This window comes from Maricaulis sp. (assembly GCF_015665295.1).
Taxonomy (GTDB): Bacteria; Pseudomonadota; Alphaproteobacteria; order Caulobacterales; family Maricaulaceae; genus Maricaulis.
Window position 1 is genome coordinate 215,629 of record NZ_JADFAJ010000012.1, and the last position, 18,558, is coordinate 234,186.

The 18,558-nt window shown below is 64.2% G+C and carries 22 protein-coding genes; 10 read left to right on the forward strand and 12 right to left on the reverse strand.

Annotation, left to right across the window (positions count from 1 at the left end):
* Nucleotides 1-3 precede the first annotated feature (3 nt).
* Nucleotides 4-1,119 carry a beta-ketoacyl-ACP synthase III gene (locus QZZ02_RS06835; RefSeq protein ID WP_291843241.1) on the reverse strand — a complete coding sequence of 372 codons (1,116 nt, stop codon included), beginning with the start codon at nt 1,117-1,119 and terminating at the stop codon, nt 4-6.
* Between the two features lie 162 nt (nt 1,120-1,281).
* Between QZZ02_RS06835 and QZZ02_RS06840 the strand changes: the two genes are divergently transcribed.
* The 6 genes from QZZ02_RS06840 to fghA all read left to right on the forward strand — a co-directional run bounded on the left by QZZ02_RS06840 (nt 1,282) and on the right by fghA (nt 5,532).
* Nucleotides 1,282-2,388: an S-(hydroxymethyl)glutathione dehydrogenase/class III alcohol dehydrogenase gene (locus QZZ02_RS06840; protein ID WP_291843243.1), complete on the forward strand. Its 1,107-nt coding sequence runs from the start codon at nt 1,282-1,284 to the stop codon at nt 2,386-2,388.
* A 536-nt stretch (nt 2,389-2,924) separates the two neighbouring features.
* Complete coding sequence (locus tag QZZ02_RS06845) at nt 2,925-3,164, forward strand: hypothetical protein (RefSeq protein WP_291843244.1); 240 nt, start codon at nt 2,925-2,927, stop codon at nt 3,162-3,164.
* Nucleotides 3,161-3,592: a type II toxin-antitoxin system VapC family toxin gene (locus QZZ02_RS06850; protein ID WP_291843245.1), complete on the forward strand. Its 432-nt coding sequence runs from the start codon at nt 3,161-3,163 to the stop codon at nt 3,590-3,592. The genes QZZ02_RS06845 and QZZ02_RS06850 overlap by 4 nt, the downstream gene beginning before the upstream one ends.
* Entirely contained in the window at nt 3,589-3,972 is a 384-nt protein-coding gene (locus tag QZZ02_RS06855) for a hypothetical protein (protein ID WP_291843246.1), read from the forward strand. Before QZZ02_RS06850 ends, QZZ02_RS06855 begins: the two co-directional genes overlap by 4 nt.
* On the forward strand, nt 3,969-4,688 hold the full coding sequence (bla, locus tag QZZ02_RS06860) for a subclass B1 metallo-beta-lactamase (protein ID WP_291843247.1): 720 nt from the start codon (nt 3,969-3,971) through the stop codon (nt 4,686-4,688). Before QZZ02_RS06855 ends, bla begins: the two co-directional genes overlap by 4 nt.
* A 4-nt stretch (nt 4,689-4,692) precedes the next feature.
* Nucleotides 4,693-5,532, forward strand: a complete 840-nt coding sequence (fghA, locus tag QZZ02_RS06865; protein WP_291843248.1) for an S-formylglutathione hydrolase — start codon at nt 4,693-4,695, stop codon at nt 5,530-5,532.
* Between the two features lie 26 nt (nt 5,533-5,558).
* Here fghA and QZZ02_RS06870 read toward each other — a convergent pair whose 3' ends face one another.
* The 3 genes from QZZ02_RS06870 to QZZ02_RS06880 form a co-directional block, all read right to left on the reverse strand.
* The gene (locus tag QZZ02_RS06870; protein ID WP_291843250.1) at nt 5,559-5,801 is read right to left on the reverse strand and encodes a hypothetical protein; all 243 of its coding nucleotides are present in this window, start codon (nt 5,799-5,801) and stop codon (nt 5,559-5,561) included.
* 293 nt (nt 5,802-6,094) lie between these two features.
* On the reverse strand, nt 6,095-6,673 hold the full coding sequence (locus QZZ02_RS06875; RefSeq protein ID WP_291843252.1) for a DNA-3-methyladenine glycosylase I: 579 nt from the start codon (nt 6,671-6,673) through the stop codon (nt 6,095-6,097).
* A 98-nt stretch (nt 6,674-6,771) separates the two neighbouring features.
* Complete coding sequence (locus tag QZZ02_RS06880) at nt 6,772-7,629, reverse strand: hypothetical protein (protein WP_291843254.1); 858 nt, start codon at nt 7,627-7,629, stop codon at nt 6,772-6,774.
* 30 nt (nt 7,630-7,659) lie between these two features.
* Here QZZ02_RS06880 and QZZ02_RS06885 point away from each other — a divergent pair, with 30 nt between their 5' ends.
* From QZZ02_RS06885 to QZZ02_RS06900, 4 genes are all read left to right on the forward strand, one after another.
* Nucleotides 7,660-8,610, forward strand: a complete 951-nt coding sequence (locus QZZ02_RS06885) for a glycosyltransferase family 9 protein (RefSeq protein WP_291843255.1) — start codon at nt 7,660-7,662, stop codon at nt 8,608-8,610.
* Nucleotides 8,611-8,613: 3 nt separating this feature from the next.
* Nucleotides 8,614-9,951, forward strand: a complete 1,338-nt coding sequence (locus QZZ02_RS06890) for a dihydroorotase (RefSeq protein ID WP_291843256.1) — start codon at nt 8,614-8,616, stop codon at nt 9,949-9,951.
* Nucleotides 9,952-10,009: 58 nt separating this feature from the next.
* Nucleotides 10,010-10,387, forward strand: a complete 378-nt coding sequence (locus tag QZZ02_RS06895; RefSeq protein WP_366511512.1) for a DUF6165 family protein — start codon at nt 10,010-10,012, stop codon at nt 10,385-10,387.
* Between the two features lie 78 nt (nt 10,388-10,465).
* Entirely contained in the window at nt 10,466-11,227 is a 762-nt protein-coding gene (locus QZZ02_RS06900; protein ID WP_291843258.1) for a hypothetical protein, read from the forward strand.
* A gap of 64 nt (nt 11,228-11,291) precedes the next feature.
* Here QZZ02_RS06900 and QZZ02_RS06905 read toward each other — a convergent pair whose 3' ends face one another.
* From QZZ02_RS06905 to QZZ02_RS06940, 8 genes are all read right to left on the reverse strand, one after another.
* The gene (locus QZZ02_RS06905; RefSeq protein ID WP_291843260.1) at nt 11,292-12,476 is read right to left on the reverse strand and encodes an ABC transporter permease; all 1,185 of its coding nucleotides are present in this window, start codon (nt 12,474-12,476) and stop codon (nt 11,292-11,294) included.
* 10 nt (nt 12,477-12,486) lie between these two features.
* On the reverse strand, nt 12,487-13,644 hold the full coding sequence (locus QZZ02_RS06910) for an FtsX-like permease family protein (protein WP_291843261.1): 1,158 nt from the start codon (nt 13,642-13,644) through the stop codon (nt 12,487-12,489).
* Nucleotides 13,641-14,336, reverse strand: a complete 696-nt coding sequence (locus QZZ02_RS06915; RefSeq protein ID WP_291843262.1) for an ABC transporter ATP-binding protein — start codon at nt 14,334-14,336, stop codon at nt 13,641-13,643. The genes QZZ02_RS06910 and QZZ02_RS06915 overlap by 4 nt, the downstream gene beginning before the upstream one ends.
* A 152-nt stretch (nt 14,337-14,488) precedes the next feature.
* Nucleotides 14,489-15,520, reverse strand: coding sequence for an efflux RND transporter periplasmic adaptor subunit (locus QZZ02_RS06920; RefSeq protein ID WP_291843263.1), 1,032 nt, complete (start codon nt 15,518-15,520; stop codon nt 14,489-14,491).
* Nucleotides 15,521-15,692: 172 nt separating this feature from the next.
* Nucleotides 15,693-16,157: a TIGR02301 family protein gene (locus QZZ02_RS06925; protein ID WP_291843264.1), complete on the reverse strand. Its 465-nt coding sequence runs from the start codon at nt 16,155-16,157 to the stop codon at nt 15,693-15,695.
* 8 nt (nt 16,158-16,165) lie between these two features.
* Nucleotides 16,166-16,630, reverse strand: coding sequence for an NUDIX domain-containing protein (locus QZZ02_RS06930; protein ID WP_291843266.1), 465 nt, complete (start codon nt 16,628-16,630; stop codon nt 16,166-16,168).
* Nucleotides 16,627-17,016: a VOC family protein gene (locus QZZ02_RS06935; protein ID WP_291843267.1), complete on the reverse strand. Its 390-nt coding sequence runs from the start codon at nt 17,014-17,016 to the stop codon at nt 16,627-16,629. The genes QZZ02_RS06930 and QZZ02_RS06935 overlap by 4 nt, the downstream gene beginning before the upstream one ends.
* Nucleotides 17,013-17,813, reverse strand: coding sequence for a 3-hydroxybutyrate dehydrogenase (locus QZZ02_RS06940; protein WP_291843269.1), 801 nt, complete (start codon nt 17,811-17,813; stop codon nt 17,013-17,015). The genes QZZ02_RS06935 and QZZ02_RS06940 overlap by 4 nt, the downstream gene beginning before the upstream one ends.
* Between the last annotated feature and the right edge of the window lie 745 nt (nt 17,814-18,558).

Sequence of the window (18,558 nt, forward strand, 5' to 3'; positions counted from 1 at the left end):
GCGCTAGAGTTTTTCGACAAACACCGTGCCGGCCGAGTAACCCGCGCCGAAGGAGCAGATCAGCCCCTTTTCGCCCGCCTCGAAACCGTCATGATGGCGGTGGAAGGCGACCAGCGAGCCGGCGCCGGCTGTGTTCGCGAACTCGTCGAGAATGACCGGGGCCTCGTCCTCGGTGAAGTCGCGGCCATAGACCTTCTTCGCCACCATCATGTTCATGTTGATATTGGCCTGGTGCAGCCAGAGGCGCTTCATGTCAGCCGGCTTGAGGCCGAAATTGCCCATGTCCGAGAGGATCATCTCGGCGACCATCGGGCAGACTTCCTTGAAGACCTTGCGGCCCTCCTGCACGAAATAGCGGTCCTCGAAGGCCGGTTCCGGCTCTTCCGACGCATTCAGGAAGCCGAAATTGGAGCGGATATTGTTGGAGAACTTGGTCATCAGATTGCGACCGATGATCTTCCAGCCTTCGCCGCCCGCGACATCCTCATGCTCGATCAGCATGGCCACGGCGACATCGCCAAAGATGAAATGGCTGTCGCGGTCGCGGAAATTGAGCTGCGGCGTGGTGATTTCGGGCGTTACGACGAGCACGGATTTCGCCATCCCCGTCTCGATCATGTTGACCGCATTGATGATGCCGAAGGTCCCCGAGGAACAGGCCACCGTCATGTCATAGCCGAAACCCTCAATGCCGAGCGCATCCTGGATCTCGATCGCCATGCACGGATAGGTGCGCTGCATGGAGGTGGCCGAGCAGATCACCGCATCGACATCGGCGGCATCACGGCCGGCATGCTCGAGCGCGTCCCTCGCGGCGGCGAGGCCGGCCTCGGCCATCAGCGAGAGCTGGTCATTGGGGCGCGGTTCGACCCGGGGGCGCATGCGGGCAATGTCCAGAACGCCGGCCTTGTCGATCGAATAGCGCGACTTGATGCCCGAGGCTTTCTCGATGAAGCCGGAGGAGGAGGGGTTCTTCGCCTCGACCGCGCCGCGCTCGATCGCGTTGGCATTCTCGGCATTGTAGTGCGCGACATAGGCGTTGTAGCAGGCCACGAGTTCGTCGTTGGAGATGGACTCTTCGGGAGTCCAAAGACCGGTCGACCGGATCACCGCGCTCATTCACTTCACTCCGCAACCGATGGCACAGGGCGCGCAACTTAGTGGCTGCCGGTCGAGCCGTCACCTGCGCAGCTGCTTTGCAATCCCTTGCCGGACTTTGACGCCGGGCCATCTCAATGCGAGACCTGTTCCAAACACTGATGCTTGCCGGGAGAGAGACCCATGAAGACACGTGCCGCCGTCGCTTTCGAGGCCGGGAAACCGCTGGAAATTGTCGAAGTCGACCTCGAGGGCCCCAAGGCCGGCGAGGTCCTGGTCGAGATCAAGGCGACCGGTATCTGCCATACCGACGAGTTCACCCGTTCCGGTGCCGATCCGGAAGGCGCCTTCCCGGCCATTCTGGGCCATGAGGGCGCCGGCATTGTCCGCGAGGTCGGCCCGGGCGTGAAGGATCTTGCGGTCGGCGACCATGTCATCCCGCTCTACACGGCCGAGTGCCGGGAGTGCGAATACTGCCTCAATCCCAAGACCAATCTGTGCCAGAAGGTGCGCGCCACCCAGGGCCAGGGCGTGATGCCGGACGGCACGTCGCGCTTCTCCTACAAGGGCGAGAAAATCCTGCACTATATGGGCTGTTCGACCTTCTCGAACTTCACCGTCCTGCCGGAGATCTCGCTGGCCAAGATCCGCAAGGACGCGCCCTTCGACAAGGTCTGTTATATCGGCTGCGGCGTGACCACGGGCATCGGCGCGGTCATGTTCACCGCCAAGGTCGAGCCCAATTCCACCGCCGTGGTTTTCGGCCTGGGCGGGATCGGTCTCAATGTCATCCAGGGCCTCAAACTGATCGGCGCCCGGCAGATTGTCGGCGTCGACATGAACCCGGCCAAGCAAGCGATCGCGCGCCAGTTCGGCATGACCGATTTCGTCAATCCCAAGGACCACACCGACCTGGTCGGCCATCTGGTCGAGCTGACCGGCGGCGGGGCGGATTATTCCTTTGAATGCATCGGCAATGTCGAGGTCATGCGGGCGGCGCTGGAATGCTGCCACAAGGGCTGGGGCGAGAGCGTCATCATCGGCGTGGCACCGGCCGGCGCGGAAATCCAGACCCGCCCCTTCCAGCTGGTCACCGGCCGCGTCTGGCGCGGCTCCGCCTTCGGCGGCGCCAGGGGCCGCACCGACGTGCCGAAGATTGTGGACATGTACATGGAAGGCCGCATCGATATCGACAGCCTCATTACCCACAAGCTCAAGCTTGACGACATCAACAAGGGGTTCGACCTGATGCATGCCGGCGAGAGCATCCGGGCTGTGGTGGAGTATTAGGGCACATCTCGCAGGTCCTCGCCCTTGATGGGCGAGGTGGCTGGACGCGCAGCGGCCAGACGGAGTGGGTGATCGGCGGGGAAGACAGAACGCTGGCGCGTTTCACCCCTTCCGACCCTGCGGGCCACCTTCCCCGTCAAGGGGAAGGACCCCTCGGTTGAGCGCCGCTTCGCGGTTTCTCCCTTGAGCTGAAGAAGCGGAGACGGCCTGCTGGCTGACAAGCGATGTATGGATGGCTCTGGGCGCCGGGGGGCGCGGCAGGAAGTTACAAAGCGATCCGGGCGATGCGGGTCCAATCTGGCTTGCCGCGAGCCTTTCCCTCTCCCTTGGGAGAGGGACAGGGTGAGGGGTAAATCCCCGGGCCCGCAGGAATAATCCCCCTCATCCGCCGCTTCGCGGCACCTTCTCCCCGGGGAGAAGGAACGTTGTGCACAACGGGGATAAGCCGGAAATCCAGGCCGTGCCGGGACAAGGCCAGCGACTTGCCTTCCGTTCGCCTCATCAAATTGATAGCATCACGCTATCAGGAGGCGTCCATGGGTCAGGTGATCATTCGCAATCTTGACGACGCGGTCGTGGCCAATCTCAAGCGGATGGCGGCGCGCGAGGAGAAATCGTTGGAGCAGTTCCTGCGGGAAGTTCTGGCGGCAAAGGCACGCGAGGATCGCGAAGCGTTCATTGAATTCGCGCGAGGCGTTCGGGAACGCTCGAAGCCGGTGTTCAGGGACGCCACAGAGCTGATCCGTGAAGACCGTGACAAAGGGCACTCGGTGTGAAGGCCTGTGTGCTGGATGCCAGTGTCGCCGTGAAGGTGTTCGTGGAAGACAGATACAGCGACCAGGCCGCTTCGGTGATGCGCCGATACACACCGGCGGCACCGGGCATCATCCTGTCTGAAACCGCCAATGCCTTCTGGCTCTATCTGCGGCAGGGTGTGGTTCAGATCACCGACATGCGCCTGGCGATTCGGAAACTGGCCGCGCTGGTTACAGTCTGTCCGGACGAGGAGCTCGTCGAGGATGCCTTGGCAATGGCCGCCGAGCTGGACCATCCCGTCTATGACTGTCTCTACATGGCCCTCGCCAGGCGTGAGGGACTGCCAATAATCAGTGCGGACAAGCGCATGATCAAGCTGGCCAGCGAGCAGTTGAAGATCGAGACCATCCCCCTCTCCACCATTCCCATCGAGGACGACGCACCATGAGTTTTTCGCTCGACTGGTTTGAAGTGCAGGAAGTCCAGGCCGCTGGCTTCGAAGATGAGCTGCGGCGTGAATGTGTGCCGGGACATGTGTTGTACGGGCTGGAAGTGCGGGCTGTCGCGACGGCGGACTGGTCGGATGATGCGCTGTTCGAACAGGAGGATGGCCGCTGGGCCCTGGTGCATCTGGCCTGGAGGACGGAGACCGATCCGAAATGGCCGGGAACGGCGATCTATCCGGACCTTGAATCCGTTCCGAAGCAATTGCATTCAGAGTTCGAGGCACGCCCGGGGCGTGATTTGCCACAAGAAGACTGTTGCAGCGTCCTGCCCACGCCATATTTGGCCGCAAGCGTGGCTGCGGCGAGGGAGGATCATCCATGAAATTCATGCTTCTGGCTGCGGCACTGGTGATGAGCCAGGCAGAGGAGACGCCGCGGATCGACATCGAGCCTGTCGCGGACGGGGTCTGGCGCCATGTCAGCTTTCAGGATCTGGGCGGGGCAGCGCCGACACCGTCCAACGGGTTGGTGATCGAGACCCCGGTCGGTCTGGTCCTGGTCGACACCGCCTGGGGCGAGGCGGAGACCCGGCAATTGCTGGCGGTTATCGAGCGCCAGTTTGGCCAGCGTGTCATCGCGGCCATTGTCACGCATGCCCATGAGGACCGGATTGGCGGGGCCGATGTGCTGGCAGCGGCTGACATCCCTGTATATGCCACGCCGGAGATCAATGCGGCCGCGCGTGAACGCGGCCTGCCCGAGGCGGCCCACGCACTGGGCGAGGGCCTGCCGCCGGCGCTGATGGTCGCCGGGCTGAGCTGGTTGGCGGTGGAGGGCGGTCATGCGCGCGAAAACATCGTGGTTTATCACGCTCCCAGCCGGACCCTGTTCGGCGGCTGTTTCATCCGTCCGCTGGAGTATCGCGGCGTGGGCTATGTCGAGGATGGCGATGTGCCCGCCTGGCCCGCGGCACTGGAACGGGCGCGCGCGGCCTATCTCGAGGCCGTGCATGTCGTGCCGGGACATGGTCAGGTGGGCGGCCCGGAGCTGATCACCCACACGATTGAGCAGGTGGAAGCCGCGCTGGAGGAGAACTGACCCGATGCAAACCGTTTCCAGCTGGACCTCTTTCGGCGGCACCCTGTCCGTCCATGATCATGACAGCGAGGCCTGTCACGGGGTGATGCGGTTTGCGGTCTACACGCCGCCGCAGGCCCGGAACGGGCCGGTGCCGGTGGTCTGGTATCTCTCGGGCCTCACCTGCAACTGGTCGAATGTGATGGAAAAATCCGGCCTCCAGCGTGTCGCCAGCGAGCTCGGCCTGATGGTGGTGGCGCCGGACACCTCGCCGCGCGGCGCCGATGTGGCCGATGACGAGGCCTATGATCTGGGCCAGGGCGCGGGCTTCTATCTCGACGCCACCGAGCCGCCCTGGACGCCGCACTTCTCGATGGAGACCTATGTCGCGCATGAATTGCCGGCCCTGGTCGGCGCCCATTTTCCCGCCGACATGGACCGCCAGGCCATCATGGGCCATTCCATGGGCGGGCATGGCGCACTGACGCTCAATTTCCGCCATCCCGGCCGCTATGCTTCGGTGTCGGCCTTCGCGCCGATCGTGGCGCCGTCGAAAGTGCCCTGGGGGCAGAAGGCGTTCGCCGCCTATCTGGGCGATGAGTGTGCGGCCCGGGGCGAGCATGATGCCTGTGAACTGGTCAGGCGCCAGCCGACCGGCCAGATGATCCTGATCGATCAGGGCGAGGCGGATCAATTCCTCGAGGAACAATTGCGCCCGGAGCTGTTCGAGGCGGCCTGCCGGGAGGTGGGACAGTCGGTGACCGTCCGCAGCCATCCCGGCTATGACCATTCCTACTGGTTCATCGCCAGCTTCATCGAGGACCATTTGCGTCATCACGCCAGGGCGCTGGGCACCGGCGACTGAACCGTCAGGGCTGGTCGGGCCTCGCCCTAGAACGGATCCCGGCGATAATCCTCCGGCCGTTCGACGCGGTGGCGCGGGCGCATTTCCTCGTCGCCATCCCCGTCATCGCAGATCCACTCACCCGGCGCCGCCGGATCATGCGGACCGGCCGGCCGGCATTCGCCGGCGCCCAGTTCTCCGGCCGAGGGCAGGTTGGGATCGCGGCCTTTTTCCAGCCAGGCGCAGCCGGACAGGGCGACAGCAGAGATACAAATCAGGATGAGGCGCATGACAACGCTCCGATGCGGGCTCCCCAGCCGGCGCATGGGGTGAGTTTAGCGGGTGGGGGAGAAGGAGCAAGGGACGGACGAGGGTTTGCTATTCCTCTTGTCATCCCGGCCGGATGGCCTGCGAAGGCAGGCCTGATCACCGTCATCCCCCGGTGGCCGCGCAGCGGACGTCCGGGGGACCTCAACAATGACGTCGACCGGGTAGACGAGGTCCCCCGGATCACGGCCTTGCCGTGACCGTGGGATGACGGTTGAAAGGGAGGGGCAGGGTCTGCTGGGCGGATCCGGCGCCCCTACCGCACCAACCCCTGCACCGCCGCATGCCGCGGACAGGTCACCTCGTGGTCATTGACCATCCCGACCGCCTCCATGAAGGCATAGACAATCGTCGGGCCGACAAACTTGAAGCCGCGCTTTTTCAGGTCCTTTGAGAGGGTCTCCGACAGCGCCGTCCTGGTCGGCACGTCCTTGAGCGCCGCATAGCGGTTCTGGATCGGCGTGCCGTCGACGAAGCCCCACAGATAGTCCGCGAAGTCCTCGCCGTTTTCGCGCATGGCGATATAGGCCTTCGCATTGCCGATGGCGGCTTCGATCTTGGATTTCGAGCGGATGATGCCGGGGTCGGCGAGCAGGCGCTCGCGGTCGGTATCGGTATAGGCGGCGATCCGGTCCGGGTCGAAACCGTGGAAGGCGGCGCGCATTGTCTCGCGCTTGCGCAATATGGTGATCCAGGCGAGGCCGGCCTGGAATCCGTCCAGCATCAGTTTTTCCCACAGGGCGCGGGCGTCATATTCCGGCACGCCCCATTCGGTGTCGTGATACTCGGCATAGATCGGATCGGGCGAATTCACCCAGGCGCAGCGCTGGTTCATGGGGTGGTCCTTGCTAGATCGCGGAAGTGCACCCTGTTCCGCCCACCCTGCCAAGCCGGTTTGCCGCGCCCTGCTGACAGCGTCGTGGCAACAGAGTGCTAAACCTTCGGCGCCGCTTCCAGATCGGCCCAGAATTCGTCCGGGACGACGATCGAGGCTTCCTGGCCGTCGGCTTCGCAATAATGTTCGGCGGCGCGCAGCCGGTCGAGACGGGCGAGGATGACGGCGTGGTGGCCGAGGCTGGAGCTGATCGCACCGACCGTGGTCGGCCCGGCCATGATGCCGGTGCCGGGCGGCGGGGCCGCGGCGGCGAAGACGGCGGGCAGGGAGCGCTTGCGGATGGTGCCGCGGCGTTTCATGCGGGAGACGACTTCCTGGCCGATGAAACAGCCCTTCTTCCAGCCGACACCGCCAAAGGCGTCGAGATTGACGTCGGTAGGGAAGACCTCGGCCTCGCCATAATCGCGTCCGAAGGCGGGCACACCGGCCTCGATCTCGATCACGTCGAGGGCGCGTTCCTCGCTGCCGGCTTCGGCAAGCCCGCGATGAACACGACCAGCCAGGCGCGGGTCTGCGGCGCTGCCCGGGAAGGGCGAGGTGGACCAGACGGCGACGAGGTCACCATGCAGCACGATCTCGGCCTTCGCGCGCAGCTTGAACATTGTCAGCCGCTTGAGCAGGCCCTCGGCGGCGCTCGCGGGGACGTCCAGCCAAAGCGTCTCGCCGTCCGCGAAGATCAGGAAATCGACCAGGATCTTGCCTTGCGGGGTGAGCAGGGCGCCGGGGCGGCACTGCCCGTCTTCCAGGCTGATGACATCGGCTGTGATGACGCGTTGCAGAAGATCACGGGCGTCCGGGCCGGCGACCGACAGGATGCGGCGAGCGGGCAGGATGAAGGGCAGGGCGGCGGGTGTGTTCATGGCACCGATATAGTCATTGCGTCCGTCTCTGGCCAAGCCCTTCTCGTCGCGCTATCTGCGGTGCCCATGCAACGCGTTCTTTTCATCACATCAACCCGCATCGGTGACGCGATCATCAACTCCGGGGTCCTGGACCATCTCGTGGAGACGCGGCCGGAGGCCCGTTTCACCATTGCCTGTGGTCCGCTCGCCGCCTCGCTGTTCACGCAAACCCCGCGGCTCGAGCGGATCATCGTGATGCGCAAGAAAAAGGCCGGGATGCACTGGTGGGATTTGTGGCGCGAAACCGTTGATGTGCAATGGGATCTCGTCGTCGACCTGCGCTGTTCCGCAACCGCCTGGTTCCTGCGCGCCAAGGAACGCCGCATTCTCAAGCAGAGCGCCGTGCCGGTGCCGAAAGTCGAGGAGGCGGCCAGCGTTCTCAAGCTGGCTCCGGCGCCGGATCCCAGGCTCCACCTCTCCGACGCCGTGCGCGCCGAGGCCGCGACCCGCGTGCCGGGTGACGGCTCCTATCTGGCAATCTGCCCCTCGGCCTCCTGGATCTTCAAGGTCTGGCCAGCCGAGAAGTTTGCCGACTTCATCCTCAAATTCACCGCACCGGATGGCGTCATGCCGGGCGCGCCTGTCGTCATGCTTGGCGGGCCGGGTGACGAGATGTATGCCCGGCCGATCTATGACGCCCTGCCGGAAATCGAGTTCGTCGACCTGCTGGGCCTGGGCCTGCCGGAAACAGCGGCCTGCCTCGAGCGCTGCCGTCTCTATGTCGGCAATGACAGCGGACTGATGCACATGGCCGCAGCCGTCGGCACGCCGACGCTGGGCCTGTTCGGCCCGTCCGATGATCGCTGCTATGCGCCCTGGGGGACGCATACCGATGCGGTGCGCGGCCCGGCGACCTTCGAGGAAATCGACAGCGCCCATGATGACCGCCGCAAGGCCTCGACAAGCCTGCTGGCGGACCTCGCGGTCGAGACGGTGTATGATGCCGCCAAGGCGCTTTACGAGAGGACGAGCTGAGCCATGACCATGACCTATGACGTGATCCTCAAGGGCGGCGAAATCGTCAATCATGACGGGCGCGGCCATGCCGATATCGGCGTCATTGCCGGCAAGACCGCGGCGATCGGTGACCTCTCCCGGGCCTCGGCCGGCGAGGTGATCGACTGTTCCGGCCTGATGGTGTTGCCGGGCGTGATCGACAGTCAGGTCCATTTCCGCGAGCCGGGGATGGAGTGGAAGGAAGACCTGCAATCGGGCTCGCTCTGCGCGGTCATGGGCGGGGTCACCGCGGTGTTCGAGATGCCGAACACCAATCCTACCACCACCGTGCCGGACATGCTGACCGACAAGCTGGCCCGCGCGAAGAACCGCATGCATTGCGACCACGCCTTCTATGCCGGCGCCACCAATGAAAACGCCGACATCCTGCCCGAGATGGAGCGCATGCTCGGCTGTTGCGGTGTGAAGGTCTTCATGGGCGCCTCCACCGGTTCGCTCCTGGTCGCCGATGATGAGGGCGTGGAACGTGTCCTGCGCGCGATCAAGCGCCGCGCCGCCTTCCACTCGGAAGACGAATACCGCCTCGCCGAGCGCCGCGAACTGGCCGTCGAGGGCGACTGGACCAGCCACCCGCATGTGCGCGATGCCGAAGCTGCCATCATGTCGACCAAGCGCCTGGTGCGCCTGGCGCGCAAGACCGGCAAGCGCATCCACGTCCTGCATATCTCGACCGCCGAGGAGATGGACTTCCTCGCCGATCACCGCGACATCGCCTCGGTCGAGGCGACGCCCCAGCACCTGACGCTGGAAGGTCCGGAAATCTATGAGCGCATCAAGGGGCGGGCCCAGATGAACCCGCCGCTGCGCGATGCCCATCACCGGGCCGGCCTGTGGCGCGGTATCCAGCGCGGCATTGTCGATGTCATCGGCTCCGACCACGCCCCGCACACGCTCGAGGAAAAGGCCAAGCCCTATCCGCAAAGCCCGTCCGGCATGCCCGGCGTCCAGACCCTGGTCCCGATCATGCTCGACCATGTCAATGCCGGCCGGCTGACCATTGAACGCTTCGTCGATCTCACCTCGGCCGGCGCCCAGCGAATTTTCGGCATTGCCGGCAAGGGTCGCATGGCAGTCGGCTGGGATGCTGATTTCACCCTGGTCGACATGAAGCGGACCGAGACCATTACGGACGCCTGGTCGGCCTCCAAGTCCGGCTGGACCCCGTTTGACGGCATGTCGGTGACCGGCTGGCCGGTCGGCACCATCATCCGCGGCCGCTCGGTCATGCGTGATGGCGAGCTTGTGGCCTCCGGCCTCGGCGAACCGGTGCGCTTCATGGAAGCCCTGCCGCACGACTGATTGATTGCCTGCGCCTGGCGCAACACACGAAGGAAGACGACACGTGACCACGACCATCATGACCGCCATCGCTCCCGGCGAGCTGATCGACAAGATCACCATCCTGCGGATCAAGTCCGAGCGCATCGCCGACGAGGCCAAGCTGAAGAATGTCCGCACCGAGCTGGACATTCTCAATGAAACCCTCGCGAAGGATGTGCCGGCGAGTGAGGAGCTCACCCGGCTGGATACAGCCCTGCAGGCGGTCAATCTCGAGCTCTGGGTGATCGAGGATGATATCCGCGATTGCGAGCGCAATGGCGATTTCGGGCCGGAATTCATCCGTCTCGCGCGCGCCGTCTATGTCACCAATGACAAGCGTGCGGCGCTGAAAAAGGAGATCAATCTTCTTCTGGGCTCCAATATCGTCGAAGAGAAATCCTACGCCGCCTATTGAGTTGGGGCGCCCGGCTTAGTATGCGGGCGGGCAAGCGGCGGCCCTTGCGGGGCTGCTGACACCACACAAGGACAGCCCGTGGACCGCCAGAGCTTTTATTTCTTCGATATCGACGAAAACATCCTCCACCTGCCGACGCGCATTCACCTGCTCAACACCATGACCGGTGAGGAGCGGGCCATGCGCCAGCACGAGTATGAGGATATCAAGGCCTATCTCGGCGTGCCGGGCCTGTGGGAAGACTGGGCCGATCCGCCGGCCCGCGCCTACCGCGAGTTCGCCGACGGCCAGGACCGCAATGGCGAGGAATACCTGCTGCGCGACGTCAAGCGCGCCATGGACAGCGCCAACTGGCGCGGCCCGTCCTGGGAGATTTTCAAATACGCCGTGCTCAAGCGTCGCCCGGTTGCCATCGTCACGGCGCGCCAGCATTCGCGCGAGACGATCAAGGCGGCGCTCAAGCTGATCGTCGAGGCGGGCCATCTGCCCGAAGAGCCGAATTATCTCGCCATCTATCCCTGTTCGAACCCGGAAATCCGCGACGAGCTGGGTCCGCACCTGACCACGGCCGGTCTCAAGCGCCGGGCCATTCGCCAGTGCGTGGAAAAGGGGCTGGACGAATACGGCCGCGACCTGCCGCACTCGTTTGGCATGTCGGATGATGACCTGAAGAATGTCGACCTGATCACCTCGGCCATGCTGGAAGCCAAGCTGGACTATCCCGACAAGCGCTTTTTCGTCATCTCCACCAATCGCCGTCGCCACGTGAAGATGGAAATCCTGCCGCCGCACAAGGAGGAAGAAAAACTCCGCGCGGCCGAGGATGACTGGTACGGGTGAGCGAAATGGGGACAGGTATGATTAACGGCGGGATCGCCGTTAATCATACCTGTCCCCCGCCTGGCTACTCGCTGCGGTGAACCGTCAGCAGCGGCACATAGGCCGAGCGGATCGCCGGAACGATGCCGCCGAGGAAGCCGATCATCACCGCCATGATCATGCCGGCCAGGATCGAATCGCCTGTCACCGCAAAGGCGAAGACGACCTGGGTGAAGCCGCTTCCCAGGGTCGATGCGGATGCGCCGTTGAACAGCAGATAGGTGCCAACGGCGCCCAGCAATCCACCAACAGCAGCCAGGACGAGCGACTCGATCAGCGTTCCCATGGCAGCCGCGCCACCGGAGAAACCGATCGCCCGCAAGGTCGCGATTTCGCGCATGCGGGCATCGACCGAGGAATACATCGCGTTCCACGCACCCGCGAAAGCGCCGATGGCCATGATGATGGCGAGCGGCCAGCCGACAGCGTTGATGACAGTGGTCAGCGTTCCGCTCTGACTGGCGTAGAATTCCTGCTCGTTGAAAATGTCGAGTTCATTGATGCGCGGATCGTTGTCGGCGAAGGCTTCCAGCTCGGTGATGGCGTCCGGTGAGGTGAGCCGGGCGCGGATGGACTGCAGTGAGCTGCCGCGCTGGTAGAGGTTCTGGACGACGCCGATATCGGCCCAGAGTTCACTCTCGAAGACTGTCCCGCCAGTCGAGAACAGGCCGACAACCTGCCAGTCATTGGTGCCGAGCCGGATCGTCTGGTTGAGCGCGAAGCCCTCAAACGCATCCAGCACGGCCTCGCCGACAATGATCTCATTGCTGCCGGGCTCGAACATGCGTCCGGCCGTCAGTTCGAACTGGCCGCGCAGGGAAGGCGCCTGCAGTCCCACACCGCGCATGGGCAGGTTGGCTTCGGTGCCCAGATCCTTCTTGATCCCGTCGACAACGACATAGAGCTCTGCCGAGACCAGCGGCTGGCCGTCGGCATCGGCGGCGATGCCCGGCGCGGTCTCGATGATGCGGAACTGGTCGGCCGAAAGTACGCTGTTGAGTTCGAACTGCGAGCCACCGCGCAGGATCACCGCAACGTCCTCGGATCCGGTTCCGTCAATCGTTTTCTGGAAGCCGTTGGCCATGGCCAGGAAGCCGAGGAGGACGCCGACGACGAGGGCGATCGACAGGACCGTGGCGAGTGACATGCCGGCGCGCTGCGGCAGCGACCGCAAGTTCATCAATGTGATCGCGCTGGTTTGCTTGAACATGATCCGCCTCCTATTGCTTGCCGAGCGCATCAACGATGCGCACGCGGTGGGCATTCATGGCGGGGCCAATGCCGGTGATGAGGCCGAACCCGATCATCATGGCGAGCGCCATGCCGAAGATGCCGGGCGTCACGACCAGGCCGGGCATGAATGCCGCCAGCACGGGCGCGAGACCTTTCAGGACAAGCGTGGCCAGGCCGACCCCGGCGAGGCCGCCAACCAGACTCAGCATGACCGACTCGATCAGGACCATTCGGAAAATGCGGGGCGCCGGGAAGCCGAGGGTTTTCATGACGGCGATTTCCCGGGTCCGTTCGGAAATGGCCACGACCAGGCTGGTCCCGACGATCAACAGGATGATCCCGAAGGCAGCGCCGATGATATAGACCAGGATCAGGCCGATATTGCCGATCTGGTTGATGAAGGCCTGGGTGAAAGCGGCTTCGGTCGCGGTGTCGGTCTGGGCCGTGGAGTTGGCGAACATGGCGTCGATCTGGTTGGCGATCGCATCATTGGCCATCGGGTCGTCCGTATTGACGACCATCATCCCGACCCGGTCCTGATTGAAAGCGAGCGCCTCGTTGTAATAGTCGTAGTTGAGATAGGCGGCGGCCGTGGACATTTCGGGCACGGAGGCGGTGTAGATGGCGCAGATGTCGAATTCCCAGGACGAACTGCCATCCGTCTTCTGCCAGATGTTCGACAGCAGCGGCACGCGGTCCCCGACCGACCAGCCATATTGGAGGGCGAGTGTCTCGCCGACGAGCAGGCAGTCACGCTGGGTCAGGAAGGCTGCGCGCTGGTCGTCCGGCATCAGGAATTCCGGATAGGCCGCCAGGTAGGTTTCCGGGTCGACAGCAAAGGTCTGCACGACTTGGGTCGGCTGTTGGTAATAGCCGCCAAACCAGCTCATATGGCTGACATTGCGAACGCCCTCGATGGCCTGGATACGGCCCCAATAGGCGTAGGGCAAACTCTGCGTAAAGCCGGAATTATTCATCGTGATCAGCCGGTCCGCCGCTGCCAGTTCGACGCCGGCATTGAGGACGCGGTTGAACGATCCGATGATCGTGAAAATGAAGAAAGCGATCAGGATCGACAGGGTCAGCAGGATCGCCCTCAGCTTCTTGCGGAAGAGATTCTTCCGGATCAGCGTGAGATCATTCATTGCGCCGGCTCCTGGACCTGCTCGACGAAGCGGCCCTTGTCGAGATGCAGTTCGCGGCGGGCATATTTGGCGGCCGAGGGGTCGTGCGTGACCATGACGATGGTCTTGCCGAGATCGGTGTTGAGAAGCTGCAGGGTTTCAAGGATTTCGTCGGCCGACTTGCGGTCAAGGTCACCGGTCGGTTCGTCACACAGGAGGACTTTCGGGTCGGCGACGATGGCGCGGGCAATTGCCACGCGCTGTTGCTGGCCGCCGGAGAGCTGGCGTGGCCGGTGACCCTTGCGATCCGCGAGGCCGACGATGTCGAGGGCGGTGGCGACGCGCTCCTTGCGCTGCTTGCCGGACAGGCCGGTCAGCAGCAGGGGCAGTTCGACATTCTGGGCCGCGGTGAGGGTCGGCATGAGATTGTAGAACTGGAAGATGAAGCCGACATTCTGCGACCGCCACTTGGCCAGCTTGCCTTCCGACAGCTTGTCGACGCGCACGCCCTGGCATTCCACCGATCCCGAGGTCGGCCGGTCGATACCGCCGAGCAAATTGAGCAAGGTCGTCTTGCCGGACCCGGACGGCCCCATGATCGCCATGAAATCACCCTCGGGGATGGTCATGGTCAGCTCTTCGAAAATCGTGATCGACTCCTTGCCCCGGGTATAGCCCTTGGACAGGTCGGTAAGGGTGTAGAGCGACGTCATCGGGGTCTTCCTCATTCAGTCAGGCCGTAATCAGTCGGGCCATAATCAGTCGGGCCGTAATCAGTCAGGCCGACAGGCGCGAGACCGGTGTCGGCATCGGCAGCGTCGGGCCAGCATGATACAAAGCCAGTGCTTTGTAAAGCAAAGTGCTTTTACTCGACGAACACAACGCGCGACGCCATGTCCGGAAGAATGCGTCCATCGCGCTCGTCAAAGGCGACACGGACCGTGATCGTCGCGCGGGCCCGGTCGGCGGTCGGGATGATGGCCTCGACATGCGCCGGGATGCGCCAGTCGGGATAGGCGTCCAGCCGGGCCTCGACGCGCTGGCCCGCTGTAACGCGGCCGATCTGGCCCTCATTCACATCGACCTCGATCTCCAGCGACTCCATGTCGACCAGGGTCGCGACCCCGGTCCGGGTGAAGCCGCCGCCGGCCGAGGCCGGGGACAGGATCTCGCCGACCTGGGCGTTCTTGGCGATGACGATGCCGGCAAAGGGCGCGCGCACGATGTGGCGGTCGATCAGGTCTTCCTGGGCGCGCACCTGGGCGGCAACCGCCTGGTAGTCGGCGCGGGCCGCATTGATCTGGGCGGTCAGGCTGTCCACCTGGGCACGGGCCGCGGTGACCGCCGCCTGCGAGCCGATATCGCGTTCGGCCAGCGTTTCGGCCCGCTCCAGCACCGTCTGCGCCTCGTTGAGCTGGGCCAGCAGCGCGCGCGGTCGCGTGGCCGCGGCGTCGCGCTGCGCCATCAGCAAGTCGAGCTGGATGCGGGCGCGGGTATCGTCCAGCCGGGCCAGGACCTGGCCGGCCTCGACGCTGGCGCCTTCCTCGACCAGCAATTCCTGGATCCGGCCGGTGATCTCGGCCGACACGGTCGCCTGGCGCCGGGCCACGACATAGCCGGTGGCGACCAGGCCGGAGGTGCGCTGTGCCGGACGGGCGGGAGCAGGTGTTGCGCTTTCTCCGGCTGTCTCGCTGACCGGAGCCGGTGTCTCGACAGCGGCCACAGGTTGCGGCGCCGGAGCTGAATTGCGGGTGAGATACCAGGTGCCGCCGGCCGACAGGGCGGCGACGACGAGGGCAATGACAATCGTCACCGGAACGGACACCCCGCCCGGGCTGCTCTCGGCCTCGCGATCAATGCTCAGAGATTCCAGTTGCGACCGGCGATCCGACATCATGCCCCCTCTTGCATGCCACCCTGCATCCTAACCATGACTTCATGACAATGGGAACGGGACTGTTCCGGCACAAGTCCCTCATGAATGGGGACAGGTACAATTAACGCGTCTGGCCAGCGCCTCGCAGACCGGGCGACGCGACGCGTTAATTGTACCTGTCCCCTGATCGTGATCAGTCGAAATAGGCGGCGCGCATCATTTCCGAGAGGTCGCGGCCGCGATGGGCGAGGGCGCGGCGTTCGGCGTCGGCTTCCAGGCCGCAGCGGGTGCGATAGCGCTGCTGGGCGCGATAACCGTCATTGAAGCTGTCGATCAGCCGGTCACGCCAGCGCCGGTCATCGGCAGCCTCCATGGCCAGCATCTCGACCATCTGCTCGCGCCAGGTCTGGTCGTCCGGACCCGTGCAGGCGAAGGCGAGATAGTGCAGCTCGCCAAGCGTATAGGCGAGGAAGGGCAGGGTGCGTTCCAGGTCCAGCTCTTCGCGGATTTCCGGCGAGATGTCGTCGCCCCGCGGCGGCTGGCTGGCTTCGTTTGTCACCGCGACCGGCTCCGGGCGTGAAAAATTGCGCGGCTTCTGCGCCAGTGTCGGGGCAGTGACCAGCATCACAAGGGCCGGAACAAGAAGCAGGACGCGCATGGCGCGCATCATGGCACGGATTGTGGCGGGCTCAAGGCGGCGACGATGGCACGGGCCCGACCGATCACGTCGCGGGTGCGGTCCCATCGGGTTCGGCGAATGGCCTCGTCATAGGGAAAGAATTGCGCCTCGGTGACATCATCACTCGCGACCGGCTCGCCGCCGGTCCAGATGCCGGCAAAATCGACCAGCAGGTAATGCCAGTCGCCCGGCTGGCCGGCCTCGCGCAGGCCGATACTGTCGATGATATCGATCAGGCCGGCAATCCGCGCGGTGGTGCCGGTCTCCTCGGCCAGTTCGCGCAGGGCCGCTTCGGCGGCGGTCTCGCCATACTCGATCTTGCCGCCGGGCAGCGACCAGTGCCCCTCATAGGGCGGCTTTCCGCGCTTGATCAGCAGGACATCATCGCCGCGGAACACGACCATGCCGGCTCCGGGCACGGGCTGTCGGCGTTCGCCCGGCGCGAGGGTCATGAGTCTGCGTCGTTGGCGGCTTGCGGGTCGTACTTGCCATTGGGCGACCAGATCGCCAGCTCATTGCCACTCGGATCGGTGAAGTGGAAACGGCGCCCGCCCGGGAAATCCTCGCGACGGATAATGCTGCCACCAGCCTCGGTCACGCGCACTTCGGCGGCCAGGATGTCCTTGGCCTTCAGGATGATCAGGCAGCCGGTGGGATGGGCCGTGTCTTCCAGGCGCAACCCGCCATCGAGGCCGGCGTTCTCGAACGCCGCATAAGCCGGGCCGAAATCGATAAAGTCCCAGCCGAAAGCCTTGCGATAGAAGGCTTTCGCCGCCTCCAGATCGGTGACGGGGATTTCATTGTAGTCGATTTTCAGTGTGGCTTCGTTGTCGTTCACTTCGCCGTCCATCCGCCGTCTACGCTGATCCAGGAACCATTCATATTGGCCCCGGCGTCGGAGACAAGATAGAGCAAAGCACCGGCAAGCTGCTCATAGGTGACGAATTTCTTCGTCGGCTGGGCTGCCAGCATGACATCGCGGACGACCGCTTCCTCGGAAATTCCGCGTGCTTTCGCGGTGTCGGCGATCTGGTTTTCCACCAGCGGTGTCTTCACATAGCCCGGGCAGATCGCATTGCAGGTGATGCCGTCCTCGGCGACCTCGAGGGCCAGCGTCTTGGTAAAACCCATCACGCCATGCTTGGCCGCGACATAGGCCGACTTGAACGGCGAGGCGACCAGGCCGTGGGCCGAGGCGAGATTGACGATGCGGCCCTTGCCCTGGCGTTTCATGATCGGGATCGCCGCCTTGGCAGCATGGAAGACCGAGGTCAGGTTGATGGCGATGATCGCATCCCATTTTTCGGCCGGGAAGTCCTCGACCGGGGAGACATGCTGGATGCCGGCATTGGACAGGAGAATGTCCAGCCGCCCGAATTCGCGCTCGGCCGAGGCGACCATGTCGGCAATCTCGTCCGACTTGAGCATGTTGGCGCCGTGATAGCGCACCTCGACACCATGATCGCTGGCCAGCCGCGCCCGCAGGGTCTCGATCTCTTGCGGCTCGCCCAGCCCGTTGAGGATGATGTGACAGCCATTCTCCGCCAGAGCCTCGGCCATCGCCGCGCCAATCCCGCTGGTCGAGCCGGTAATGATGGCCACCTGGCCGGTGAGATCGGTACGAATTCCAGACATGAACCACCCTTCAAGTTTGCGCTGTGCGCAAGAGACGGGATGGCGGCGGGGAGGTCAAGGGCGAGGCCCTTTTCTTCCCCACGTTGTGGGGAAGTGGGTCGGGGCGTGGCCCCGGGCCGATGGGGCGCGCGCAGCGTGGGAGGCCGTATGCCGCCTCCGGCGTCACCCCTCCGTCTCGCCGCTCCGCGCCGATCCACCTCCCCACGCTGTGAGGAGGAAAGTCTTGAGGTCCTTCCCCTTGATGGGGAAGGTGGGCCGGGGCGTAGCCCCGGGTCGGAAGGGGTGAAACGCGCAGCGTTCCGGCCTTTGCCGCTGGTCACCCACTCCGTCTTGCCGCGTTCGCGGCAATCCACCTCGCCCATCAAGGGCGAGGACCTGGAGGAAATTCATTGCACGAAAACGCCGGCCACCAGGGCCGGCGCAATCCAAGGAGGGAGAAAAGTTTCGGCTTCCGAAACTCTCTCTCGTTCTCTGGGTGAGGAGAAGACGGACCGGCGGGTGGACCCTGTTGATCCGGCTCTCTCTCGCCTGAAGGGCGGCCAAAGGGGACGGCTAGCCCCGTCCCCGGCGGCCCTTGGGTTGTATCATATCTTGCAGGCGCGTGAAATAGGGACGCTAGGTGTCGTTTCTCAAGACGTTGTTCAGTAGCTGGCTGAGCCTTTTGGCTGGCGGCTGTTTGGCGAGAGCATAGTGCGGCCGGCCGGTATTGTACCAGTCTAGATATCGGGCGAGATCGCGGTTCCGG

Bases quoted from the DNA above. Each gene is read 5' to 3' on its own strand.
- QZZ02_RS06835 (WP_291843241.1), bottom strand. From the start codon at position 1,119: ATGAGCGCGGTGATCCGGTCGACCGGTCTTTGGACTCCCGAAGAGTCC.
- QZZ02_RS06840 (WP_291843243.1), top strand. From the start codon at position 1,282: ATGAAGACACGTGCCGCCGTCGCTTTCGAGGCCGGGAAACCGCTGGAA.
- QZZ02_RS06845 (WP_291843244.1), top strand. From the start codon at position 2,925: ATGGGTCAGGTGATCATTCGCAATCTTGACGACGCGGTCGTGGCCAAT.
- QZZ02_RS06855 (WP_291843246.1), top strand. From the start codon at position 3,589: ATGAGTTTTTCGCTCGACTGGTTTGAAGTGCAGGAAGTCCAGGCCGCT.
- bla (WP_291843247.1), top strand. From the start codon at position 3,969: ATGAAATTCATGCTTCTGGCTGCGGCACTGGTGATGAGCCAGGCAGAG.
- fghA (WP_291843248.1), top strand. From the start codon at position 4,693: ATGCAAACCGTTTCCAGCTGGACCTCTTTCGGCGGCACCCTGTCCGTC.
- QZZ02_RS06870 (WP_291843250.1), bottom strand. From the start codon at position 5,801: ATGCGCCTCATCCTGATTTGTATCTCTGCTGTCGCCCTGTCCGGCTGC.
- QZZ02_RS06875 (WP_291843252.1), bottom strand. From the start codon at position 6,673: ATGAACCAGCGCTGCGCCTGGGTGAATTCGCCCGATCCGATCTATGCC.
- QZZ02_RS06885 (WP_291843255.1), top strand. From the start codon at position 7,660: ATGCAACGCGTTCTTTTCATCACATCAACCCGCATCGGTGACGCGATC.
- QZZ02_RS06890 (WP_291843256.1), top strand. From the start codon at position 8,614: ATGACCATGACCTATGACGTGATCCTCAAGGGCGGCGAAATCGTCAAT.
- QZZ02_RS06895 (WP_366511512.1), top strand. From the start codon at position 10,010: ATGACCGCCATCGCTCCCGGCGAGCTGATCGACAAGATCACCATCCTG.
- QZZ02_RS06905 (WP_291843260.1), bottom strand. From the start codon at position 12,476: ATGTTCAAGCAAACCAGCGCGATCACATTGATGAACTTGCGGTCGCTG.
- QZZ02_RS06910 (WP_291843261.1), bottom strand. From the start codon at position 13,644: ATGAATGATCTCACGCTGATCCGGAAGAATCTCTTCCGCAAGAAGCTG.
- QZZ02_RS06915 (WP_291843262.1), bottom strand. From the start codon at position 14,336: ATGACGTCGCTCTACACCCTTACCGACCTGTCCAAGGGCTATACCCGG.
- QZZ02_RS06920 (WP_291843263.1), bottom strand. From the start codon at position 15,520: ATGATGTCGGATCGCCGGTCGCAACTGGAATCTCTGAGCATTGATCGC.
- QZZ02_RS06925 (WP_291843264.1), bottom strand. From the start codon at position 16,157: ATGCGCGTCCTGCTTCTTGTTCCGGCCCTTGTGATGCTGGTCACTGCC.
- QZZ02_RS06930 (WP_291843266.1), bottom strand. From the start codon at position 16,630: ATGACCCTCGCGCCGGGCGAACGCCGACAGCCCGTGCCCGGAGCCGGC.
- QZZ02_RS06940 (WP_291843269.1), bottom strand. From the start codon at position 17,813: ATGTCTGGAATTCGTACCGATCTCACCGGCCAGGTGGCCATCATTACC.